General features: G+C 55.6%; 10 protein-coding genes. 4 read left to right on the forward strand and 6 right to left on the reverse strand.

Annotated elements, in window-relative coordinates:
• Positions 1–210 precede the first annotated feature (210 nt).
• The 5 genes from HF894_RS06780 to HF894_RS06800 form a co-directional block, all read right to left on the reverse strand.
• Positions 211–1,122, reverse strand: a complete 912-nt coding sequence (locus HF894_RS06780; protein ID WP_204972704.1) for a glycosyltransferase family protein — start codon at positions 1,120–1,122, stop codon at positions 211–213.
• A 120-nt stretch (positions 1,123–1,242) separates the two neighbouring features.
• On the reverse strand, positions 1,243–3,606 hold the full coding sequence (gene tamL, locus HF894_RS06785; protein ID WP_204972706.1) for a translocation and assembly module lipoprotein TamL: 2,364 nt from the start codon (positions 3,604–3,606) through the stop codon (positions 1,243–1,245).
• Positions 3,607–3,618: 12 nt separating this feature from the next.
• On the reverse strand, positions 3,619–8,139 hold the full coding sequence (locus tag HF894_RS06790) for a translocation/assembly module TamB domain-containing protein (RefSeq protein ID WP_204972720.1): 4,521 nt from the start codon (positions 8,137–8,139) through the stop codon (positions 3,619–3,621).
• 200 nt (positions 8,140–8,339) lie between these two features.
• The gene (locus tag HF894_RS06795; protein ID WP_204972708.1) at positions 8,340–10,634 is read right to left on the reverse strand and encodes a hybrid sensor histidine kinase/response regulator; all 2,295 of its coding nucleotides are present in this window, start codon (positions 10,632–10,634) and stop codon (positions 8,340–8,342) included.
• 3 nt (positions 10,635–10,637) lie between these two features.
• Complete coding sequence (locus HF894_RS06800) at positions 10,638–11,975, reverse strand: MATE family efflux transporter (RefSeq protein WP_021848727.1); 1,338 nt, start codon at positions 11,973–11,975, stop codon at positions 10,638–10,640.
• A 902-nt stretch (positions 11,976–12,877) separates the two neighbouring features.
• Between HF894_RS06800 and HF894_RS06805 the strand changes: the two genes are divergently transcribed.
• Positions 12,878–13,372 carry an HU family DNA-binding protein gene (locus HF894_RS06805; RefSeq protein WP_218417848.1) on the forward strand — a complete coding sequence of 165 codons (495 nt, stop codon included), beginning with the start codon at positions 12,878–12,880 and terminating at the stop codon, positions 13,370–13,372.
• Between the two features lie 126 nt (positions 13,373–13,498).
• A complete protein-coding gene (locus HF894_RS06810; RefSeq protein ID WP_204971957.1) occupies positions 13,499–13,597 on the forward strand; it encodes a smalltalk protein in 99 nt (32 codons plus the stop codon).
• A gap of 83 nt (positions 13,598–13,680) precedes the next feature.
• On the opposite strand, the gene HF894_RS06815 is transcribed toward HF894_RS06810, so the two are convergent.
• Positions 13,681–15,603: a fimbrillin family protein gene (locus HF894_RS06815; RefSeq protein ID WP_204971959.1), complete on the reverse strand. Its 1,923-nt coding sequence runs from the start codon at positions 15,601–15,603 to the stop codon at positions 13,681–13,683.
• Between the two features lie 180 nt (positions 15,604–15,783).
• Between HF894_RS06815 and metA the strand changes: the two genes are divergently transcribed.
• Together metA and HF894_RS06825 are read left to right on the forward strand one after the other, a co-directional pair.
• The gene (metA, locus tag HF894_RS06820; RefSeq protein WP_204971961.1) at positions 15,784–16,704 is read left to right on the forward strand and encodes a homoserine O-acetyltransferase MetA; all 921 of its coding nucleotides are present in this window, start codon (positions 15,784–15,786) and stop codon (positions 16,702–16,704) included.
• Positions 16,701–18,536, forward strand: a complete 1,836-nt coding sequence (locus tag HF894_RS06825; protein WP_204971963.1) for a peptidase U32 family protein — start codon at positions 16,701–16,703, stop codon at positions 18,534–18,536. Before metA ends, HF894_RS06825 begins: the two co-directional genes overlap by 4 nt.
• The last annotated feature ends 48 nt before the right edge of the window (positions 18,537–18,584 follow it).

Consider the following 18,584-nt stretch of genomic DNA (forward strand, 5'->3'; position numbering starts at 1 on the left):
GCATGACACTCTAACAAAGCACTGCATGGCATCCTAACAAAGCACTGCGTGGCACCTTAACGAAGCACTGCGTGACACCTTAACGAAGCACTGTGTCAGGGAGTCATACAATATCGTGTTAATATGTCACGTAATAAAATGAAAAAAGCCACGGCTGCATGTCTGCAACCGTGGCGGCTCTATATATAAAGGTATAAATCCCTTGCCCGTTTAGAACAGCTTGTTGGGATATTCGCCGGCGTCTACCAGTGCCTTGATCTTGGCAACGGTGTCGGGACGGTCTTCGGGATAGGTCACGCCGAACCACTTGCTGGTGGTGTCGAGTACCTCGACCGTAGCCGTGCCGTCGTTGATGAGCTTGTCCACCATCAGCGGGATAAAGAATTCGCTCTTCAGGTTCTCCATGTTCTTCGGGTCGGCGAGGAAGGTCTTGAAGAATTCCTTGCTGTAGGCGAAGTAGTCGGGAGTGAAGCCCCAGAAGTTCATGCTGACGGGAGTCGTGTCGGGCGTGGCAGTCCACTCGCCGTTGTCGTCGATGTACTTCACTTCGCCGTCCATGCGCTGGATCTTGGTGCGCTCTACGACGGAAGTCAGCAGGTGCTTCTCATTGGTGGTGCAGATACCGCGGCTGACGGTACCGCTCTCGCTCAGCGTGTTGCCTACGCGGAAGCCTACCATTGAATAAACGTTTTTTGAGCCTTCGGGCAGATTGGCCAGGAACTTGCCCATTACCTGGAAGGAGTCGCTACCGTAGAAGTCGTCGCAGTTGATGACGGCAAACGGTTCCTTGATGGCATTCTCGCCCATCATGACGGCGTGGTTTGTTCCCCAGGGTTTCGTACGGCCTTCGGGGCAGGTGAAGCCTTCGGGCAGGGCGTCGAGCGACTGGAATACAAGTTCGCAGGGGATGTGTCCTTCATACTTGGAGAGGATTTTCTCGCGGAAGTCCTGTTCGAAGTCTTTGCGGATAACGAAGACGAGTTTGCCGAATCCGGCCTTGATGGCGTCGTAGATGGAGTAGTCCATGATGGTTTCGCCGTTGGGACCCAGTCCGTCCAGCTGTTTCAAGCCTCCGTAGCGGCTGCCCATGCCGGCTGCCAATAAGAAAAGAGTAGGTTTCATAATCAATTAATTATTTAAAGGTTAGTGTGTTCTTGCTTTTTCACTTGGCAAATGTAAGAAATAAACGGCAGGAAGAGGAATAAAATGATACATTCTTTGGCAATATCGTACAAAATTCTTCTAAAACGGGTAGCCGATGGCGAAATGCAGGGCCAGGCCGTCCTTGAACTTGCCGATGTTGTAATATCCGTTACGATAGAGTTTCGACGGATCATGGAGGCCGACGCCGCAGTCGAGGCGGAAGACGAGGAAGTCCAGGTCGTAGCGCAGACCAATGCCGGTGCCCAAGGCGATCTGTTCGGGAAATTTCTTCAGCGTGAAGGCTCCATCGGGGCGTCCTGCATCGGGGCGGAGCAGCCAGACGTTGCCCGCATCGAGGAAGGCGGCGCCGTGGAGGTCGGCGATGAGGTGGAAGCGGTATTCTACATTGGCTTCCAGACGGATGTCGCCCACGTGGTTGATAAAGCCGTACTTGTCAGTCTCAGCATTAGCAGGGGCATAACCACCGGGGCCGATACTGCGGGCGGCGAAGGCACGGACGCTGTTGGCACCACCGATGTAGAACTGTTCGGTATAGGGGGCGGAGAGCATGTTGCCGTACGACCAGACACAGCCAGCTGCTACACGTGCTGCCAGCGACTGGTTACGGTCGATGCGGTAGTTGTAGCGGAACTCGCTGTTGAGTTTGGCGAACTGGGCGAAGGGTACACCCAGGAGTTGTTTTTCCTGCTTGTTAAAGGGTTGCCCTGCCAAACGATAGATGCACGAGGTCAGGTTGCCCGCCGAGGTTAGGGTTGTCTGCCACCAATGGCTGCTGCGGCGGTTCTTGCGCTGGGACAGGTTGTCGTAAGTATAGGTATACTCCATGGCGGGAATGAACTGGTCGCGCAGGCTGACGTAGAGGGCGGGATTTTCCGCCTGCAGGTCGAGGAAGGCCTGTGTCGGGTCACGCAGCACGTTGAAGGTCAGGCGGAAGGGTGTCAGGCTATGCTTGCTGGTGGGCTTCGGCTGGAAGTTGTAGGTGGCGTTGCCGCCGAAAGCCAGTAGCTTGTAGTATTTGGCACGGTTCATTTGGTCGGCATAGAGGCGGAAGGTGGTCGTGGCGGGGAAGTCATACTCGCGGTCGCCCATGCGGGGGAAGACCACACGGGGGAAGACGAGCGACGTAGAGATGCCGTACTCGTAGCTGTTCATCAGCGACGAGTGGTCGGCACCCGTCTGCCATTCGTACGAACCTGTCAGTTCTACATTCCAGCTTTCACCGCCGCCGAAGACGTTGTTCTTGGTCAGCGTGAACGACGCACCGGGCCCTACCTGGTTGTTGCTCTTCAGCTTGATGTTGAAGTCCAGTTCGGCGTCGTAGGGCTTGTCCAGTGCCAGGCGGATGTTCAGGTCGAGTGTGTCGGAGACGAAGGCCGTGTCGCGTGGGGTGAACTGCATTTCCAGCAGACGGAAGATACCCACATTGCCCAAGCGTTCCTGCACACGCGTCTGTTTGTAAAGGCTGTAGAGATTCTCGGCAGAGCGCTGGCGGCTGATGCCGGTGCTGTCCTGCACTTGGCGCTTGAGGCGGAAGCCTTTGTAGTCGGTCCAACGGTAGAGCATGTTGGGGCGTACGCGCAGCTTGTCGTGGTAGTAGATGCGCAGGCCCTTGTAGTCCACGCTGTCGTTGGGCGCCTCGCCGTTCTTGCCCAGGATCTCGATGGTCTTTCGACCCAGGTAGAAAGGTTTCTCGGCCACAGACGGCATACCCGGCACGGGCACCATGCGCATGCTGACGTGTCCGCCCGGCACCAGCGTGGTGTCGGCCTGGTAAGTCAGGTAGTCGGGGCGGAAGTAGTAGCAGCCTACGTTGCGCAGTAGGGTGCTGATGCGGGTGCGTTCGCCGTCGAGGTCGAGCACATTGAACTGTTCGCCCGGACTGATGAGCGAGCGGCGCCGTCCCAGCTCCATGATGCGTTGGGTACGGGGACTGAAGTCACGAAAAGTCACAGTGTCTATCACGTAGGGATTACGCATGTCCACCGTGTATTGTATCTTGGCCTTGAGCGAGTCTTTGGGGTCGGTGAACGTCTCGTAACTGACTGTCCCGTTGAAATAGCCATAGTCGCGTAGCAGGTTAGAAGCCGCTTTGATGCGGATGTCGGGGTTGACGGCAGACATCAGTACGGGTTTGGCGGCGAAGCGGTTGAAGATCCATTTACCCAGCCCCTTTTCGTATTTTTGGAAGCCGTTGTAGACCCACAGACCGAAGGGAAAGGGGATACGCACGGTCGAACTGCCCAACAGGGAGTTGTTGGGAGCAGTCGCCAAGGCGGCTTCTACTTCTTCGATGGCGGTTTCGCCCACCTTGGTCGGGGTGGGATTGTGCACAATCATCGCTTTCTGCCCTGTGTAGAGCACTTCTCCTTCGGGCAGGTGCTTCGTGGTGGAGCAGGCGGCCAGGAGCAGGGCGATGGTCATGTATGCTGTAATCTTCTTCATAAATCCAATTTCTTACAAACGGTTATCGGTTTCGGACGCGGGGCGGGCAGGCGTCTCGGCGGGTTCCTCGGGCTTGGGTACCTGCGACTTTCTCCTTCGGAAGATGAAAAGTTCGCTCAGGCGGTCCATCTTGCGGCGCAGGACGAGGCCCAGGCCGGTCTCGGTAATCTCCCCTTCGAGCACGCTCTCGTAGTTCTTGTTGTGGAAGGCACGGATGTAGCGTGTGCCCGAGGGGTCGAGTCTGTACTCCAGCGAGATGTTGTCGATGAAAGACTCCACGTCGTTGGTGGCATTGGCGCCGGTAGACACCTTGCCGCCGATGATGATTTGTACGCGATCGTTGAAGAGGCGTTGCGAGTAGCGGAAGCTGTAGTCAGTCTGTTTGTCGCCCGTCTCGGCAGAAGTGCGGTCTTCGATGCCGACGCTGAAGCTGGCCCCTTTCATGCCGCCTGCCAGGGCGTTGATCTGGCTTTGCAGCACGCTGTTCAGGGCGCTGCCCATCGTCAGGCCTCCTCCTTTTCCACTGTCGTTCAGGTAGATGCCGGTGGCCATCATGGTGATGGCCTGTTTGCTGCGTTCTTCAGCTCCCATACTTTGTAGCTGGTTTTCAACGGTCGCATCTTCGGGCGCAGTGAGGTCAAACACCAGTTCGGGGCTTTCCAGTCGTCCTTTCAGGGCGATGGACACGTCGAAGTTCACCATGCGCGATCCGCTGCCGTCGTCGCCGTCAGACACGGAGGCGCGCATGCGCTCTTGGGCTTTCAGGCTCAGCGTCGGATTCATGACGTCACCTCGCCAGTCCACGTAGCTACCGCTCACGATCTGGAAGGCTTTCAGCGGGATGACAGGCAAGGAGAACTTCATGACGCCTCCGCTGAAGGTATAGCGTCCCGTCAGGCTCATGTCGCCCTGAGGGGTATATTGCCAGGAGAGGTCGCCGCCGCCTTCCAGCTCGATGTATTGCGAGCGGTCGGGGCTGAGGTCGGCCCGCAGGCGTACGGCATCGTCGATGTGGACAGACATCAGCATGTCTATGCCGCCAAGCGGCACGTTGGCCACGGGAGCCGATGCTGCCGACAGCGTGTCGCGGAAGGATACGAACGATACCAGTCCATCCAGACGATCCTCCACGGTGAGGGGTGAGTCGGTTAGTACGTAGGTGACGTCGGTCGTGCCGAGCAGGTTCATGTTGCCTCGCATCTTCAGTGCGTTGAGCGGACCGCTGACTGTACCCGTCAGGTCGACCTGCACTTTACCATAGACCATGCTTTCACGGGTCCGTTTGGCGTTGAGCAGTGTATAATTGCGGGCCTGTAGGTTGAGGTTGGCTGTCGGCCGTTCCATGTTGCGGAAGTCTACATAGCCATTGATGGCGAAAGGATTGTTGCTGGTTGTGTAGATGGCAAACTTGTCGAACACCAGGCGGTTGTTCTCCAGTCGGAGCGGACGGTTGTCCATCCAATAACGTGCCCCCAACATTTTGACGTAGACGTTGGCGCTGTCCAGTGCCAGGTTGCCGTTCACTGTCGGTTGATCCATGCTTCCACTGATTTGTAATTCGCCGTCTGCCTTGCCGCTGAGGGTGGCCATCTGGTCGGGCACGAAAGCATTGGTCATGGCCAGTGGCAGACGGGTGATATTTGCGCTGATGTCCATCAGGCTTTTTTCTCCCTGTTGCATCAGGGCCCCGTCGGCAGTCAACACGTCCTGATTGTTATACAGGAGGTAAGTACTCAGGTAGTGTGTCTTTCCTTCGCCAGGCAGCCAGGTCACTCCCAGGCCGATGTCGCCTACCGGCTGTTTCTCGTAAGTCAGTTTTTTTATGTCTGCTTCGGCAGATACCTGTAGGGAATTTTCTGTCTGTATGTAATGGGCTTCGGCGGAGAAGAGGCCTGTCAGTTGTGGCAGGTAAGGCATCACCTTGCTCAGTTCGCTCAATCGGAAGCGGCTCAGCTCAACACCGATGTTCTGGAGGGAAACGGTATCTTCACGGTTGGACTGCATGCGGAAACAAACTCCGTCATCGCTATCCATGTCTACGTTGGCATAGACACGCATGTTCTTGTGCAGGTAGATCCAGTTAGCCTGGTCTGCAAACGAAAACTTGCGGTAAGCTATGATAGGATTTTCAGGTGTTAGGTTCAGTAATACGCCGTTTCCCTTTCCGTTCCCTTCGGTCAGGGGGCGTGCGTTGATGCCGAATAGGATGCCTTTTTCGCCCTTTTCGTCTTCGAAGTCCAGTGTCAGTTCGGCATCCTCACTCCGCACTTCGCCCGTCAGCAGGGAGCGGAATGCGATTTGTGGGTTCTGCGGTGTGTTGATGACGCCGCTTTGCAGCCTGATGCGGGTGGTGTCCTGATGGACAGCGAAGAAAATGGTATCCAGTTGCAGGGAGTCTGTGTGGAAGCCGTCGATCGATGCACGTCCGTTGATGCCCCAGTCGGGGGTAAAGCCGAAGCCCAGCTTGAGTTCGTTGAATCCCATGTGATGCTGTTCCAGCAGGTCGTTCACGGGGTTGTCTTTGCCGGCTTTGACAAACATGCCTGCCGACGGAAGCGCACGACGCAGGGCGGCGTGGTCCAGTTTTCGATCGTCAATTTGTTTCATCAGGAGAGCGACGAACTGGTTGCTTTGCTCTATCAGATGGTTGACGGTCCCTTGGGCGCGTAGCCACATGTTCATGTCGCCGGCCTTCATTTCCATTCTTACTGTGTCGCGTCGCACTTCGGCCTCCAGATTGAAGGCTAGCGGTCGGGTTAGGGGAGCCGACAATATTCCCAACTGATACAGTCCTACATCGGCTACGTCCATCTGCAGCTGTCCGTCCATGTATCTCCGTCCGAGGCGCATACTGGCCTGGGTGGTCATTTTCAGCAGGGCGTTGTTGCTGGTCAGCTGGGCTGTGGCCAGGGCCGATTTCAGGCTGGCCTTCAGATCTACGCCGCTCAGGTGCCAGCGTCCGTATTGGATGCCGTCCAGACTGACGGTTACGTCGGCATGGGTGCGTGGTGAGGTGAAGTCTGTACCCTGTCCTCTGGCTCCTGCGTGCAGGGTCAGCATGTAGAGACTGTCTTTGGGCAGGAAGTGGTGGAGTTGCAGGGAGTCGATGGCCAGGTCGGCGTGGTAGGCTTCCGATGTCAGGTCATACGAAGCGTCCATAGCCATTCGTCCCTTTCCTTCGTTCAGTTCCAGCAGGGCGGACAGGCGGCTTCCTTCCAGACCGAGGTTGGCTGTCAGTTCCATGCTGTCGGGGATGGCCAGGCTTCCTTTGTTGGCTGTACCTGTCAGCGCCGTGAGGAATCCGATGTTTTGCGTCTGCATGTTCAGGTCCATTTTGGCCGATCGGCGCAAGCTGTCCGTCAGGTTCCACAGTTCTCCTCCGCCTCTCAGCGAGAAGGCGCCCGGCAGGTCGGCCATGAAGCGCGAGATTTGCATCTGGCTCAGGTTGCCTTCTGTTCCTGCCCGTATGACGAGCGGGCGGAAGGGATATGCTTCTTTGAAACTTTCGGGCAGGTTGCCTGCAAACAGCATGACGTCCTGCTTGCCGATGTAAGCCTCCAGATGGGCCGAAAGGTGTCCTGTTGTAGGCATTTCCACCAGTTTCCAATAGGATTGCGCCCCCAGCTTGATTTCACTGTGAGGAGTGAGCAAGTGCAGTTCGGGTATCTGTATCAGGGTGGAGTCGGCAAAGATCCGTCCGCTGAACGACGACAGGCTGAGGCCCGACCGTTCGTTCAAGGTACACTCCTGGATGACAGCATTCAGGTTACGTCCGTAGTAGAGGACCGAGTCGATACCCACCCTGATGTCACGCAGGGCGATGTGCGAGGCGTCGAAGCCCTCAGCAGCCTCCCCTGTTCCCACGTCGTAGCGGAACGAGGCACCTGCCAGCAGGAAACGTCGCCAGCCGTATCGTTGTTGCCCCAAGTCGGCTTCGGCATTGGTGATGCCCAGCTCGTCGATGTAGGCCGATAGCGAAGTCGTGTTTTGTGGCAGGACCAGGGTGGCGGCTATGTTCTTCAGCTTCAGGTGTTGCAGGGCCAGTTTCCATTTTACGGGTGTCGAGGTCGTGTCTTCGGGTTCAGCGTCCGTCGTGTCTTTCAGCTGTACCATCAGTTGCGAGTTCTCCAGCTCCACGTCGTTCAGGGTCACTTCTTCCTTCAGCAGGTCGATGCCGTGGCTTCTCAGGAAGAAACGCCCCAAGGCACCTTTGATCAGCATTCCTTCCACGAGGTCAGCCGAGTTCACTTTGACGCCGGTCAGGGTGATGTTGTCCACCTCGACCTTCCCCCTCAGTAAGGGCCATGCCTGGATGCGTACGTTCAGGCTGTTGAGGCTGAGCAGGGTATCGGGGTGTTGTGTTGCCGACGAGTCAGCGGGCTGTACTACCTGTGCGCCGCTTACCAGCAGGTTCAGGGGAAAGCGCAAGTCGATGCGCTCCACCGAGATATCCATGTCTGTGGCTTCGGAGGCCAGGGCTGTGGCCTGTTTGCGCAGGAAGTTCTGCACAGGCGGAATGTAGAGCAGCACCATCAGCACGGCAAACAGGACAATCGGAGTGGATACCACCCAGAGGGCTGCCCTCAACCATTTTCTTCTTTTCCTCTTCGGTTCTGTATTCTCTATGGGGTTTTCTTGTGTCACGATCTTCTGAGACTTGTTTTTGACTACAAAGTAAACAAATTCCAGCGAGAAATGTTGGTTTGTTTCCGATTAATTCAACAAATGTTTTCTCAGGAAGGAACGTATTCCAGCACTTCGGCTGTCAGCGTCAGGATCGTGCGTATTTTTTCTTCCCATTCAGCCGAGAAGGGTGCGTCTGCCGCCGCTTCCAGTTCCCTCAGGACCGCTACCAGACGGTGGGCTTCCAACAGCACGAACAGGGGGATCATCTTGTGGGCCACGGCGGCCGCTTCCTTCATGTCGGCCTTGTCCAGTGCCTGCTCCATTCGTTCTCGGTTCAGGCGTGTTTCCGTCGTAAAACTTTCGAGGATGGTGCGCGAAGCCTCCGGGTCGTTCTCCGTAAAGGCTGTCAGTGCAGCGAAGTTATAGGTTCCTTCCGAAGTCGGTTGCACAGTCTGCCTAGGCTCTTCTTCCTTCGGTTGTTCCTGCGCCAGTTCGGCCAGCAGTTCGGCCACGGTAAAGGGCTTGTGCAGGCAGCCTGCAAATCCATGTGCCACGAATTCCTCGCGCTGCATGTCGCTGCGGGCTGTGACGGCTATGATGGGGATGGTGCGTGCCTGCGGGATGTTCGATGCCCGTAGCAGGCTCAGCAGGTCGAAGCCGCTGATGGCCGGCATCTGTACGTCCGTCAGCAGCACGTCGAAGTCTTGTGTACGCAGGGCGTCGAGCAGCTCGTCTACCTGTTGGCAACAGACTGCCTCCAGGCCCCCCTGTTTCAGCATGGCCTCCGTCAAGGTCAGCTGGATGCGGTCGTCGTCGATCAGCACCACCCGTTTCGTTGCCGTGGCAGGACTTCCGTCCATCGCCTCGGTTGGTTCCTCGGTTGGGGTGGGGGTGCTTGCCTCGTTGCTGCCGGTCTGTACAGGATAGATAGGCACACGCAGCGTGAAGGTGCTTCCCTTGCCGGGCCTGCTGTCCACTTCGATTTCGCCCTCCAGCAGCTGCACCAGCATGCGTACGATGGAGAGCCCCAGGCCGAATCCTTCCTTGCCTTGTGCTCCCGGCAGGCGTGTAAATTCCTGAAAGATGCGTTCGCGGTCGCCCGGCTCCATGCCCTTACCCGTGTCGGTCACGGCCACTACCAGCCGTCGTTCTTCGTAGCGGGCGCTGAGGGTGATGCTTCCCTTTTCCGTGAATTTTACGGCGTTGGACAGCAGGTTGTTGATGATCTGCCGCAGGCGCAGCGGGTCGCAGATGTAGGTTCCTTCCAGCTCGGGCGCCGTCTCGCAGTGCAGGGCCAGCCCTTTGGCGGCCGTCAGCGGTTCGAAGCTCACCCTGATCTCTTCCAGCAGGCGTGCCGGGTGGAAGCTGACGCGGTTCACCTCCGCTTTGTGCAGGTCCAGGCGGTGGAAGTCCAGCAGGTCCACCACCAGTTTCAGCAGGTGTTCCGACGATGTCTTCATGTTGTCCAGGTAGAAGCGCTGCCGTTCGTCCACGGTCAGCCTGGAGAGCAGGTCGGCATAGCCCATGATCGAGCCCAGCGGCGCCTTGAAGTCGTGCGTGATGGCCAGCATCAGTTTTTCGCGCGTGGCCAGCAGTTCTTCTGCCCGTCGGCGTGCCTCCTCCAGTTCGCGGCGGTAGCGGTTGCTGCGTGTCACGTCCCGTCCTATCAGTACCAGGAAGAAGGCTGCCAGCAGCACAGCTCCTACGGCGATGCCTCCGATGATACGTGCCGAGTGCTGCCTCATCTGCTCCTGCTTGATGTCTGTCTCGCGTGCCACCCTCAGCATCTCCCGTTCGTAGCCCTTCAGCAGGCTGTCGATACGTGCGTTCAGCATCTTGTCCAGGCGGCGCAGGTAGCGTTGTCGTTGCTGCAGGCCCACCTGCCTCTCTTGCCTCTTCTGGGTCACGGCCTTCAGCCGTTCCTGCAGGGAGTCCACGGGGTTGTACGTGTCATACACCGTGTCCATGGCCACTTCCGTCGTCGTGCGCACCTGGATGGTCGTATCCTCCTTGGGGGGAACGAAAGCCTCGCCCAGGCGGCGGAAGAAGCTTTTCTTCTCCTTTTTAGGAGTACGGATGGTGTCCTGTCGTTTTACGACGCGCTGTTGCACGCGTTGTCGGATGATGATGGTGTCGTGCTGCGCTATCACCTGTTCGATGTCGTTGGTCGACATCAGGCTGTCGCTGGCGGCACTCAGCATGCGCAGCAGTCTGATGGTGTTATTGTCCTTCTCGCGCAGCAGCGTCATCAGGCTGTCCTCCCATTGCATGTCCCGGTCTGTCGAGAGCGTCAGGTTTCCCATCTCGCGGTTGACGAAGAACAGCGAGAACAGCAGTACGGCCAGCATCAGGGCATAGCCCAGGCTGATTTTCACGCGCGATACGTTTTTCTTGTTTCGCATAGTCTACTTGGTTTGTTGGCGGAATCTCAGCCACAGCATCAGGCCGGCGCTGGTCAGTCCGAAGGGGAAAGCCATCCATACGCCCGGCAGCCCCCAGCCCAGCACGAATCCGCAGAGGTATCCTACAGGCAAAGATATGACAAAATACGCAATAAATGCGATGAACATCATCGGTTTAACGTCTGCGATGCCTCTCAGGGCGTTGGCGAAGTTGATTTGCAGTCCGTCGCCCAGCTGGTAGATCAGGAAGGGGAAGAACAGGGCCGACACCAGGGCCGACACCTCGGCGTTGTCCGTAAACCATCCTCCCACGTGGCTTCGGCAGGCGAAGACGATGCTCAGTAGTACGATGCCCATGCCCACGATGAGGTGGAATCCGGCATACGCCGCCCGTCGCACGTTGGTCGTGTCGTGCTGTCCGTTGAAGTTGCTCACCCTCACGGCCACAGCCGCCCCCATGCCATAGAACATCATGAACGTAAACTGCGAGATGGTCAGCATGATCTGGTGCGAAGCCAGCGCCAGCGTGCCCAGCCATCCCACCATCACCGTGCTGAGGCTGAACGAAGCCGTTTCCATCCCCATTTGCAGTCCGACAGGCCATCCCAGCGCGTTCAGCCGTCGGAACACGTCCGCCGCCCACGGCCTTCTGAGCATGCCCACCCGGTAGCGTGCGAATCGTCGGCTTCTTCCCACGATGGCGGCAAACACGATGACCATGCCGATGCGCGAAGCCAGTGTACTCAGTCCTGCGCCCAGCAGTCCCAGTTCGGGCAGTCCCAGTTTACCGTTTATCAGCACGTAGTTTCCCGCTATGTTCAGGGCGTTTCCTCCCAGCAAGATCCACATGGCTGTCTGCGTGTCCGTGATGCCGTCTGTAAACTGTTTGTATCCGTTGAACAGCAGTACGAACGGCAGCGATGCCAGCAACACCAGGTAATACGGCCTGATGAGCGGCAGCAGTTCCTCCGGCTGTCCCAGTCGTCCGATGTTCAGGTAGAGCGCTCCCATGAGCAGCACCAGCACCCCCGCCACCAGTGTGTTCGCAGCCAGGCTGCATTTCAGTGCCTGTCCGGCTTCCGCCAGACGTTTGTTGCCGTAGAGTCCTCCCACGATGGGTGTCAGTCCGTAGCTGAATCCCGTGCTGAAGATGATGCACAGGTTGAACAGGTTGTTCACGAACGATGCCGCTCCCAGTTCCGTGGTACTATGGTGCCCTATCATCAGGGTGTCGGCAAATCCCAGCACGATCATGCCCAGCTGTCCCACCACGATGGGCAGTCCCAGTCGGATCAGGGCGCGGTAGTGTCCTCCGTAGGTGGCTATCCAGTGTTTCGTCATTCTTTTCTTGTTTAGGTTTGCTATAGTGGGGCAAAGATAAGGAAATGGGGCCATAGAAAAAAGGAATAGTTGCTTTTGTAATGGAGTCTTTGATCTCTCACGTCGCTCAATCTCCCAAAAGACAAGTTGAAAAATTCTTCTTAAGAGGGATTTTCTGAATAAATTCGTCAATTTCTATCCGTTTTTGCTGAAAAACAAAGGCATTCAACGACTATTTCTTGCGGCGATTTTTAACCTGTTTCCGACATTTAGTCCGTATTTTCCTCTCAAAATGCGGAAAATAACTCCATAAATACGCCATTTTCTTTCCCTTTTTTTAATGCTGTCATTTGTAATTGTCATTGCAAAAACACCTATATGATTAATATACAGGTGCTTACAAAAACCTTCAATGACAAATGACAAATGACAGTTTCTCTTTTTTCATAAAAGTGCGTGCGCACTAATATAGTATATTATATATATAATATAAATAAAAACACACACTCTCTCAAAAGTCGAATAAACAAAACTGTCATTTGTCATTTCTGTCATTGAAAGGCGGCCGAACAACCTTCGCAATGACAAATGACAGATGACAGTTTACGAAAATCCATTTCCATCACCTCTTGCAGACAGACAACTACCTGCCCGATGTGCCGGAAATGAGAAAACAATGCTTTCCGCACGCGAAAACGCTGTTTTATACACTGTAAATCAATGTGTTATTTTTATTAACATAATCTATTGTTTTGTTAACACATTTTCACTTTCTGGCGGTTGTTTTTATTTGGCCACGTGGTGGAGAGGCCCTATCTTTGCTTTGTCGACAAGGGGAAACCACGACGGATGCCGGCCCGGCGGAGCTTCCCAACTGAGAGAATAAACACGAACAACCAACACGAACTAAATCGAACAAAGCTATGTTAACAATCGGAACATTGAAGTACAGACGTTACGCGGCCAAGTCGCCGCAGGACCCCGACGCACCCGCCAAGTGGTACGCCCGCGCCGTGCAGGACCGTACGGTGGAATTCGAAGACTTCGTCACCCACATTTCTGAACACAACTCGCCCTACTCGCGCGGCGTCATCCACGGTGTCCTCATCGACATGCTCGCCTGCCTGAAGGAACTGGTGCTCGACGGCAAAAGTGTCCGCCTGGGCGACCTGGGCCTCTTCTCCGTGGGCATCTCCTCGAAGGGAGCCGAGACGGCCGAGGCGTGGACCACCAGCCTCATTACCGGCGTCCACCTGAACGTGCGCAACACCAAGACCTGGAGCAACGCCGAGCTGCGCAAGTCCGCCCGCCTGACCGAGCTGACGGTCTACACCGCCGGCGGCGCCCTCGAAGAAGACACTACCCCTGAACCCGAGCCCGGCGGCGAGGACGAAGAAGAAGGAGGAAGCCCGCTGTAAATTGAAAATGGAGAATTGAAAATGGAAAATGAAGAATGCGGCCGAAATTAATTTTCAATTTTCAATTCTCAACTTTCAATTGAATTAAAATTTTCAACTTTCAATTTTCAATTCTCAATTAACGAAATGGACAAGAAAACAATCTGGAAAACCATTATCCAGACGCTGGTCACCATCCTGACCGCTATTGGAACTACGCTGGGCATCACCAGCTGCATGATGTAGCCCTGTGCTGCATGCGACAACACACAAACACTGAATGAAACACCCGCTGCCTCAGGGAATGAGGGGCGGGTGATTTATTGGGGTTACTTCAAGATGCAACGGATGGATGCGGCTTTGTAGTAGTCTTTCCCATTTACAATCGGATCGGACAGGTAGAAGTTGTTGCTGCCTCCAGTGAAGAATATCATTTTGTCGGCTATCTCCGTACTGCCTTCTTTCAGTGCCCAATATCCGTTCAGGCGGCCATTATTATTGTGCTTACTACTGAGCCAAGTACCGTGTGGATAGACGCTGAACCCGGTCAGGTTGTTGACGGGAGCCACGTCTCCTTCTTGCTCCTGCCCGGCGTTGTCCGTCTCAAGCAGCCATGTTCCTGCTTTCAGTAGCGAGGTGTTGTCGCCAGTGTAACTCTTTAGGGCCTCCCAGTCTTTGTCGCTTGGAATGCTCCAGCCTTCGGGACTTAATTCGCCGGCCAGAATTGCTTCGCCATTGTAGAAATAGTACTCCAGCCCTTCCGGCTTGAAGTAGGCGGCTTCTGTGCCGAGTTTCTCCAATTTCTTCAGGGGTGTTCCGTCCTTATAGCAGGTTGCCCGTAAATCTTCTTTCATCCAGTACTGCGTTCCTATTTTGACGATCGGGTAGGAGGACGGTTGTGCGTCGCGGGTGTCGCGTATGGTCAGGCTCACGACGTCGCAGCTTACGGCATTGCTGCCCGAGGTCAGGCTGATCGTTCCGTCTTCGGATACGTAAAATTTGTTGATGCTCGTTTGGCTCCCTTGGTTGTAAGTGAAGCTGTTTGCTTCCGTATTCCAGACGATTGTTCCTCCGCAGATGGCATCGGGCGTGTCCATCAGCCGCAGGACAGTTCCTCGTGTCAGGTCGGGCCGCCCTGTTTCCTCCGATATGGGATAGTAGACGACAGCGCTGGAGGTCAGTTCGTCCGAAATTAAATATTCCTTGCACACATCTGCCAGGGCCTTCCCTTCGTGGTAGATGCGATAAACGTCAGACTCTCGGAAAGACAAGATGGCCGTGTGGATGGCTACGTTTTCCTGGTTGTTGTCCGTCGTTTGCCCGTCGACGGTAGTCCAGTCGCTTACGGTACCTGCTATGCCGGTCAGAAATTCTCCTCCCTGTTGGGTGGCGGTGATGGATATTTCGCATTGGGTACCTGTCTTCATCACTTGTTCCGGCATCAGGCAGGTGTATACCCTTCCGTTCCATTCCATAAGAATGCTATTGTCCGTTTGTGTCAAGCTTTGCGGAATGATGATTATTTCTTTGCCTGTGAGTTTTTCTCCGCTGTTGCTCCACGAACCGTAGGTGAGGATGTCTGTAGGCTCCTGCGGATTGGTGATGCTTTCGTCCGTCAGATTGTAGCTGGCTTGCGAGTAGATATTGGTGACGATAATGTTCGGATCGTCCTCCAGAATGCTCACCGCATCCTCGCCTTCGCCAGGGATAATGGTAAATTTCAGTTTGGCAAATCGATGCTTGAAGTTCAGTGTCACGTCGTTTTCGCTGCTTCCCACATTTTGTTTTTTGGCAGTCAGGAAGTCGCTTGCCGAGAAATTCTCAGGTGTGCTTTGGTCGGACTGGATGCTGACAGATAAAGTAGTGCTCCCTGCTTCGAGTCCTTCCTTTTGGTAAGGGTGATAGCCTACGAAGTCCAGTGTCCCTCCTCCTTCGGGATAAAAGACCGTCCGCGCTGGCGTGAAGGAGCTGCCGTTGCTGTTGCATGTCAGTTGCAGGTTGTCTATATATCTCTTCCCATCGAGAGAGTTGGGTGTCAGCGTGGCAAACAGGCCGATACGGTCGTTTGTTTCGAAAGATGTTGCGGTAACTTTTGTGAGTAATTGTCCACTGATAGTGCCCGAGAACGTGATGGGGATGTCGCCAGGTTGCATGTCAAATGCATTGTTTTCAGTACTACAGGATAGGAAGAGCAATAAAATTCCTCCCATTAAACGATAGACTACACCTGTAAGAATCGGATGTCTTTTCATGGTATTAATTTTTTAGAAATGTTATCGGTGGCAAAAGTAAAAAAAATAAAAATATTAAAAAGTGAAAATGCCGTTTTTTTCTTCACTACCTCATCTAAAAGTCTGAAAACTTCGTTTTCGCTTTGTGCTTCTCTCAGTTTGCACTATCTTTGACCCTCTGAAACTAAAGATGTAAATGCCATGCCACTCAACTTGCCCGATAAACTGCCCGCCATCGAACTGCTGAAGCGGGAAAACATATTCGTCATCGACAACTCGCGAGCCACGCGACAGGACATACGACCCCTGAAAATCGTCATCCTCAACCTGATGCCCCTGAAGATAACAACGGAAACGGACCTCGTCAGGCTGCTGTCTAACACGCCGCTACAGATAGAGATCTCTTTCATGAAGATAAAAAGTCATACGCCCAAGAATACGCCCATCGAACACATGAAGGCTTTCTATACGGACTTCGAACTCATGAGGAACGAGAAGTATGACGGCATGATTATCACAGGGGCGCCCGTGGAGCAGATGGACTTCGAAGAGGTGGGCTACTGGAACGAGATTACGGAAATATTCGACTGGGCACGCACACACGTGACCTCGACGCTCTATATCTGCTGGGCGGCGCAGGCGGGACTCTACCACCACTATGGCGTGGCGAAATATCCGCTCGAGAAAAAGATGTTCGGCATCTTCGAACATCATACGCTGCAACCGCTGCACCCCATCTTCCGAGGATTCGACGACGTGTTCTACGTGCCTCACAGCCGGCATACGGAGGTGAGACGGGAGGATATCCTGAAGGTGAAGGAACTGACACTGCTCTCGGAGTCGGACGAGTCGGGAGTATATATGGTGATGGCACGCGGAGGAAGAGAATTCTTCGTGACAGGACACTCGGAGTACTCGCCCCTGACGCTGGACACGGAGTACAGACGAGACCTGGGCAAGGGACTGCCCATCGACATGCCGAAAAACTACTATCGGGACAATGACCCCGAAAAGGGGGTATTGGTGCGCTGGAGGGGGCATGCGAACCTCCTCTTTACAAACTGGCTGAACTACTTCGTCTATCAGGAAACGCCGTACAACATCAACGAGATCGGGGAATGAAGGTACTGAGGAAAATAGAACTGCTGGCACCGGCACGGAATCTGGAGTGTGGCATCGAGGCGGTGAACCACGGGGCCGACGCGGTGTATATCGGTGCGCCGAAGTTTGGCGCTAGGGCGGCTGCTACGAACTCGATGGACGACATCGGACGCCTGACAGACTATGCCCACCTCTACGGAGTGCGCATCTATGTGACGGTGAACACCATCCTGAAGGACGAGGAGCTGAAGGAAACGGAGGACATGATCTGGGAACTGTATCGCAGGGGTGTGGATGCACTCATCGTGCAGGACATGGGCCTGACACGCCTGAACCTACCGCCCATCCCGCTGCATGCCAGCACGCAGATGGACAACCGAACGGCCGGAAAGGTGCGCTTCCTGGCGGAGGCCGGCTTCCGACAGGTGGTACTGGCACGCGAGTTGTCGCTCGACGAGATAGCCGCCATCCACAAGGCCTGTCCCGACACGCCGCTCGAGGTGTTTGTGCACGGGGCTTTGTGTGTAAGTTATAGCGGACAGTGTTACGCCAGCCAGGCTTGCTTCGGGCGCAGCGCCAACCGTGGGGAGTGTGCCCAGTTCTGCCGCCTGCCTTTCTCGCTGGTGGATGCCGACGGACGGGTGGTGGTGAAGGACAAGCACCTGCTGTCGCTGAAGGACATGAACCGCCTGGACATGCTGGAGCAGCTGCTCGACGCAGGAGTTACCTCGCTGAAGATAGAGGGACGGCTGAAAGACGTGGCCTACGTGAAGAACGTGACGGCTGCCTACAGCCAACGCCTGGACGCCATCCTGAAGCGCAGGAAGGAATATGTGCGTGCTTCGTCGGGCACGTGCCGACTGGACTTCCGTCCGCAGCCGGAGAAGAGCTTCAGCCGCGGATTCACACACTACTTTCTGGAGGGAAGGGGAGAGGATATCGCTTCGTTCGACACGCCCAAATCACTGGGCGAGGCCATGGGTACGTTGAAGGAACAGCGTGGCGGATGGGTGAGCGTGGCGGGTGTGAAGCCTTTCCACAACGGCGACGGCGTGTGCTACCTCGACGAGCAGGGGCGCCTGCAGGGCTTCCGCATCAATCGCGTAGAGGGCAACAAGCTTTTTCCGGCAGGCAACGTGGCGCGCATACGGCCGCGTACGCCGCTCTTCCGCAACTTGGATCAGGAGTTCGAACGGGCCCTGGCACGCAAGTCGGCCGAGCGGAAGATAGGGGTGCGCCTCAGGCTGGAGGAGAATGCCTTTGGCTTCTCGCTGACGGCAGACGACGAGGACGACAACCGCGTGACGCTGGCTTTCGGCTATGCAAAGGAGCGGGCACGCACGCCGCAGGTAGAGAACCTGCGCACGCAGCTGGCCAAGCTTGGCGGTACGCCTTATGAACTGACGGAACCGGCCGAAATCGCCCTGACGGAAGAGTGGTTTGTACCCTCGTCGGTCGTGGCCGACTGGCGCAGGCAGGTGGTGGAGCGGCTGACGGCTGCACGCCGCATCAATTACCGCCGCGAACTGGCCGTGTGGAAGCCGACGCGCCATGCTTATCCTGCGGCCACGCTGACCTATCTGGGCAACGTAATGAACGACGAGGCACGACGTTTCTACCTGGATCATGGAGTGAAAGCTGTGGCGCCTGCCTACGAAAAGCAACCTGCGGATGGGGCGGTGCTGATGTTCTGCCGTCACTGTCTGCGCTACAGCATGGGCTGGTGTCCTGTTCATCAGAAAGGACGTTCGCCCTATCGGGAACCGTACTATCTGGCAAGCTCGGACGGACGCCGCTTCCGGCTGGAGTTCGATTGCAAGAACTGTCAGATGAAGGTGTTGGCTAATGAATAAATGGTGAGTGAAGCATGGAGAAGGAAGAATTAAAGATAGATGGCCTTG

The sequence above is a fragment of the Caecibacteroides pullorum genome (assembly GCF_019239235.1).
Lineage (GTDB): Bacteria > Bacteroidota > Bacteroidia > Bacteroidales > Bacteroidaceae > Bacteroides > Bacteroides pullorum.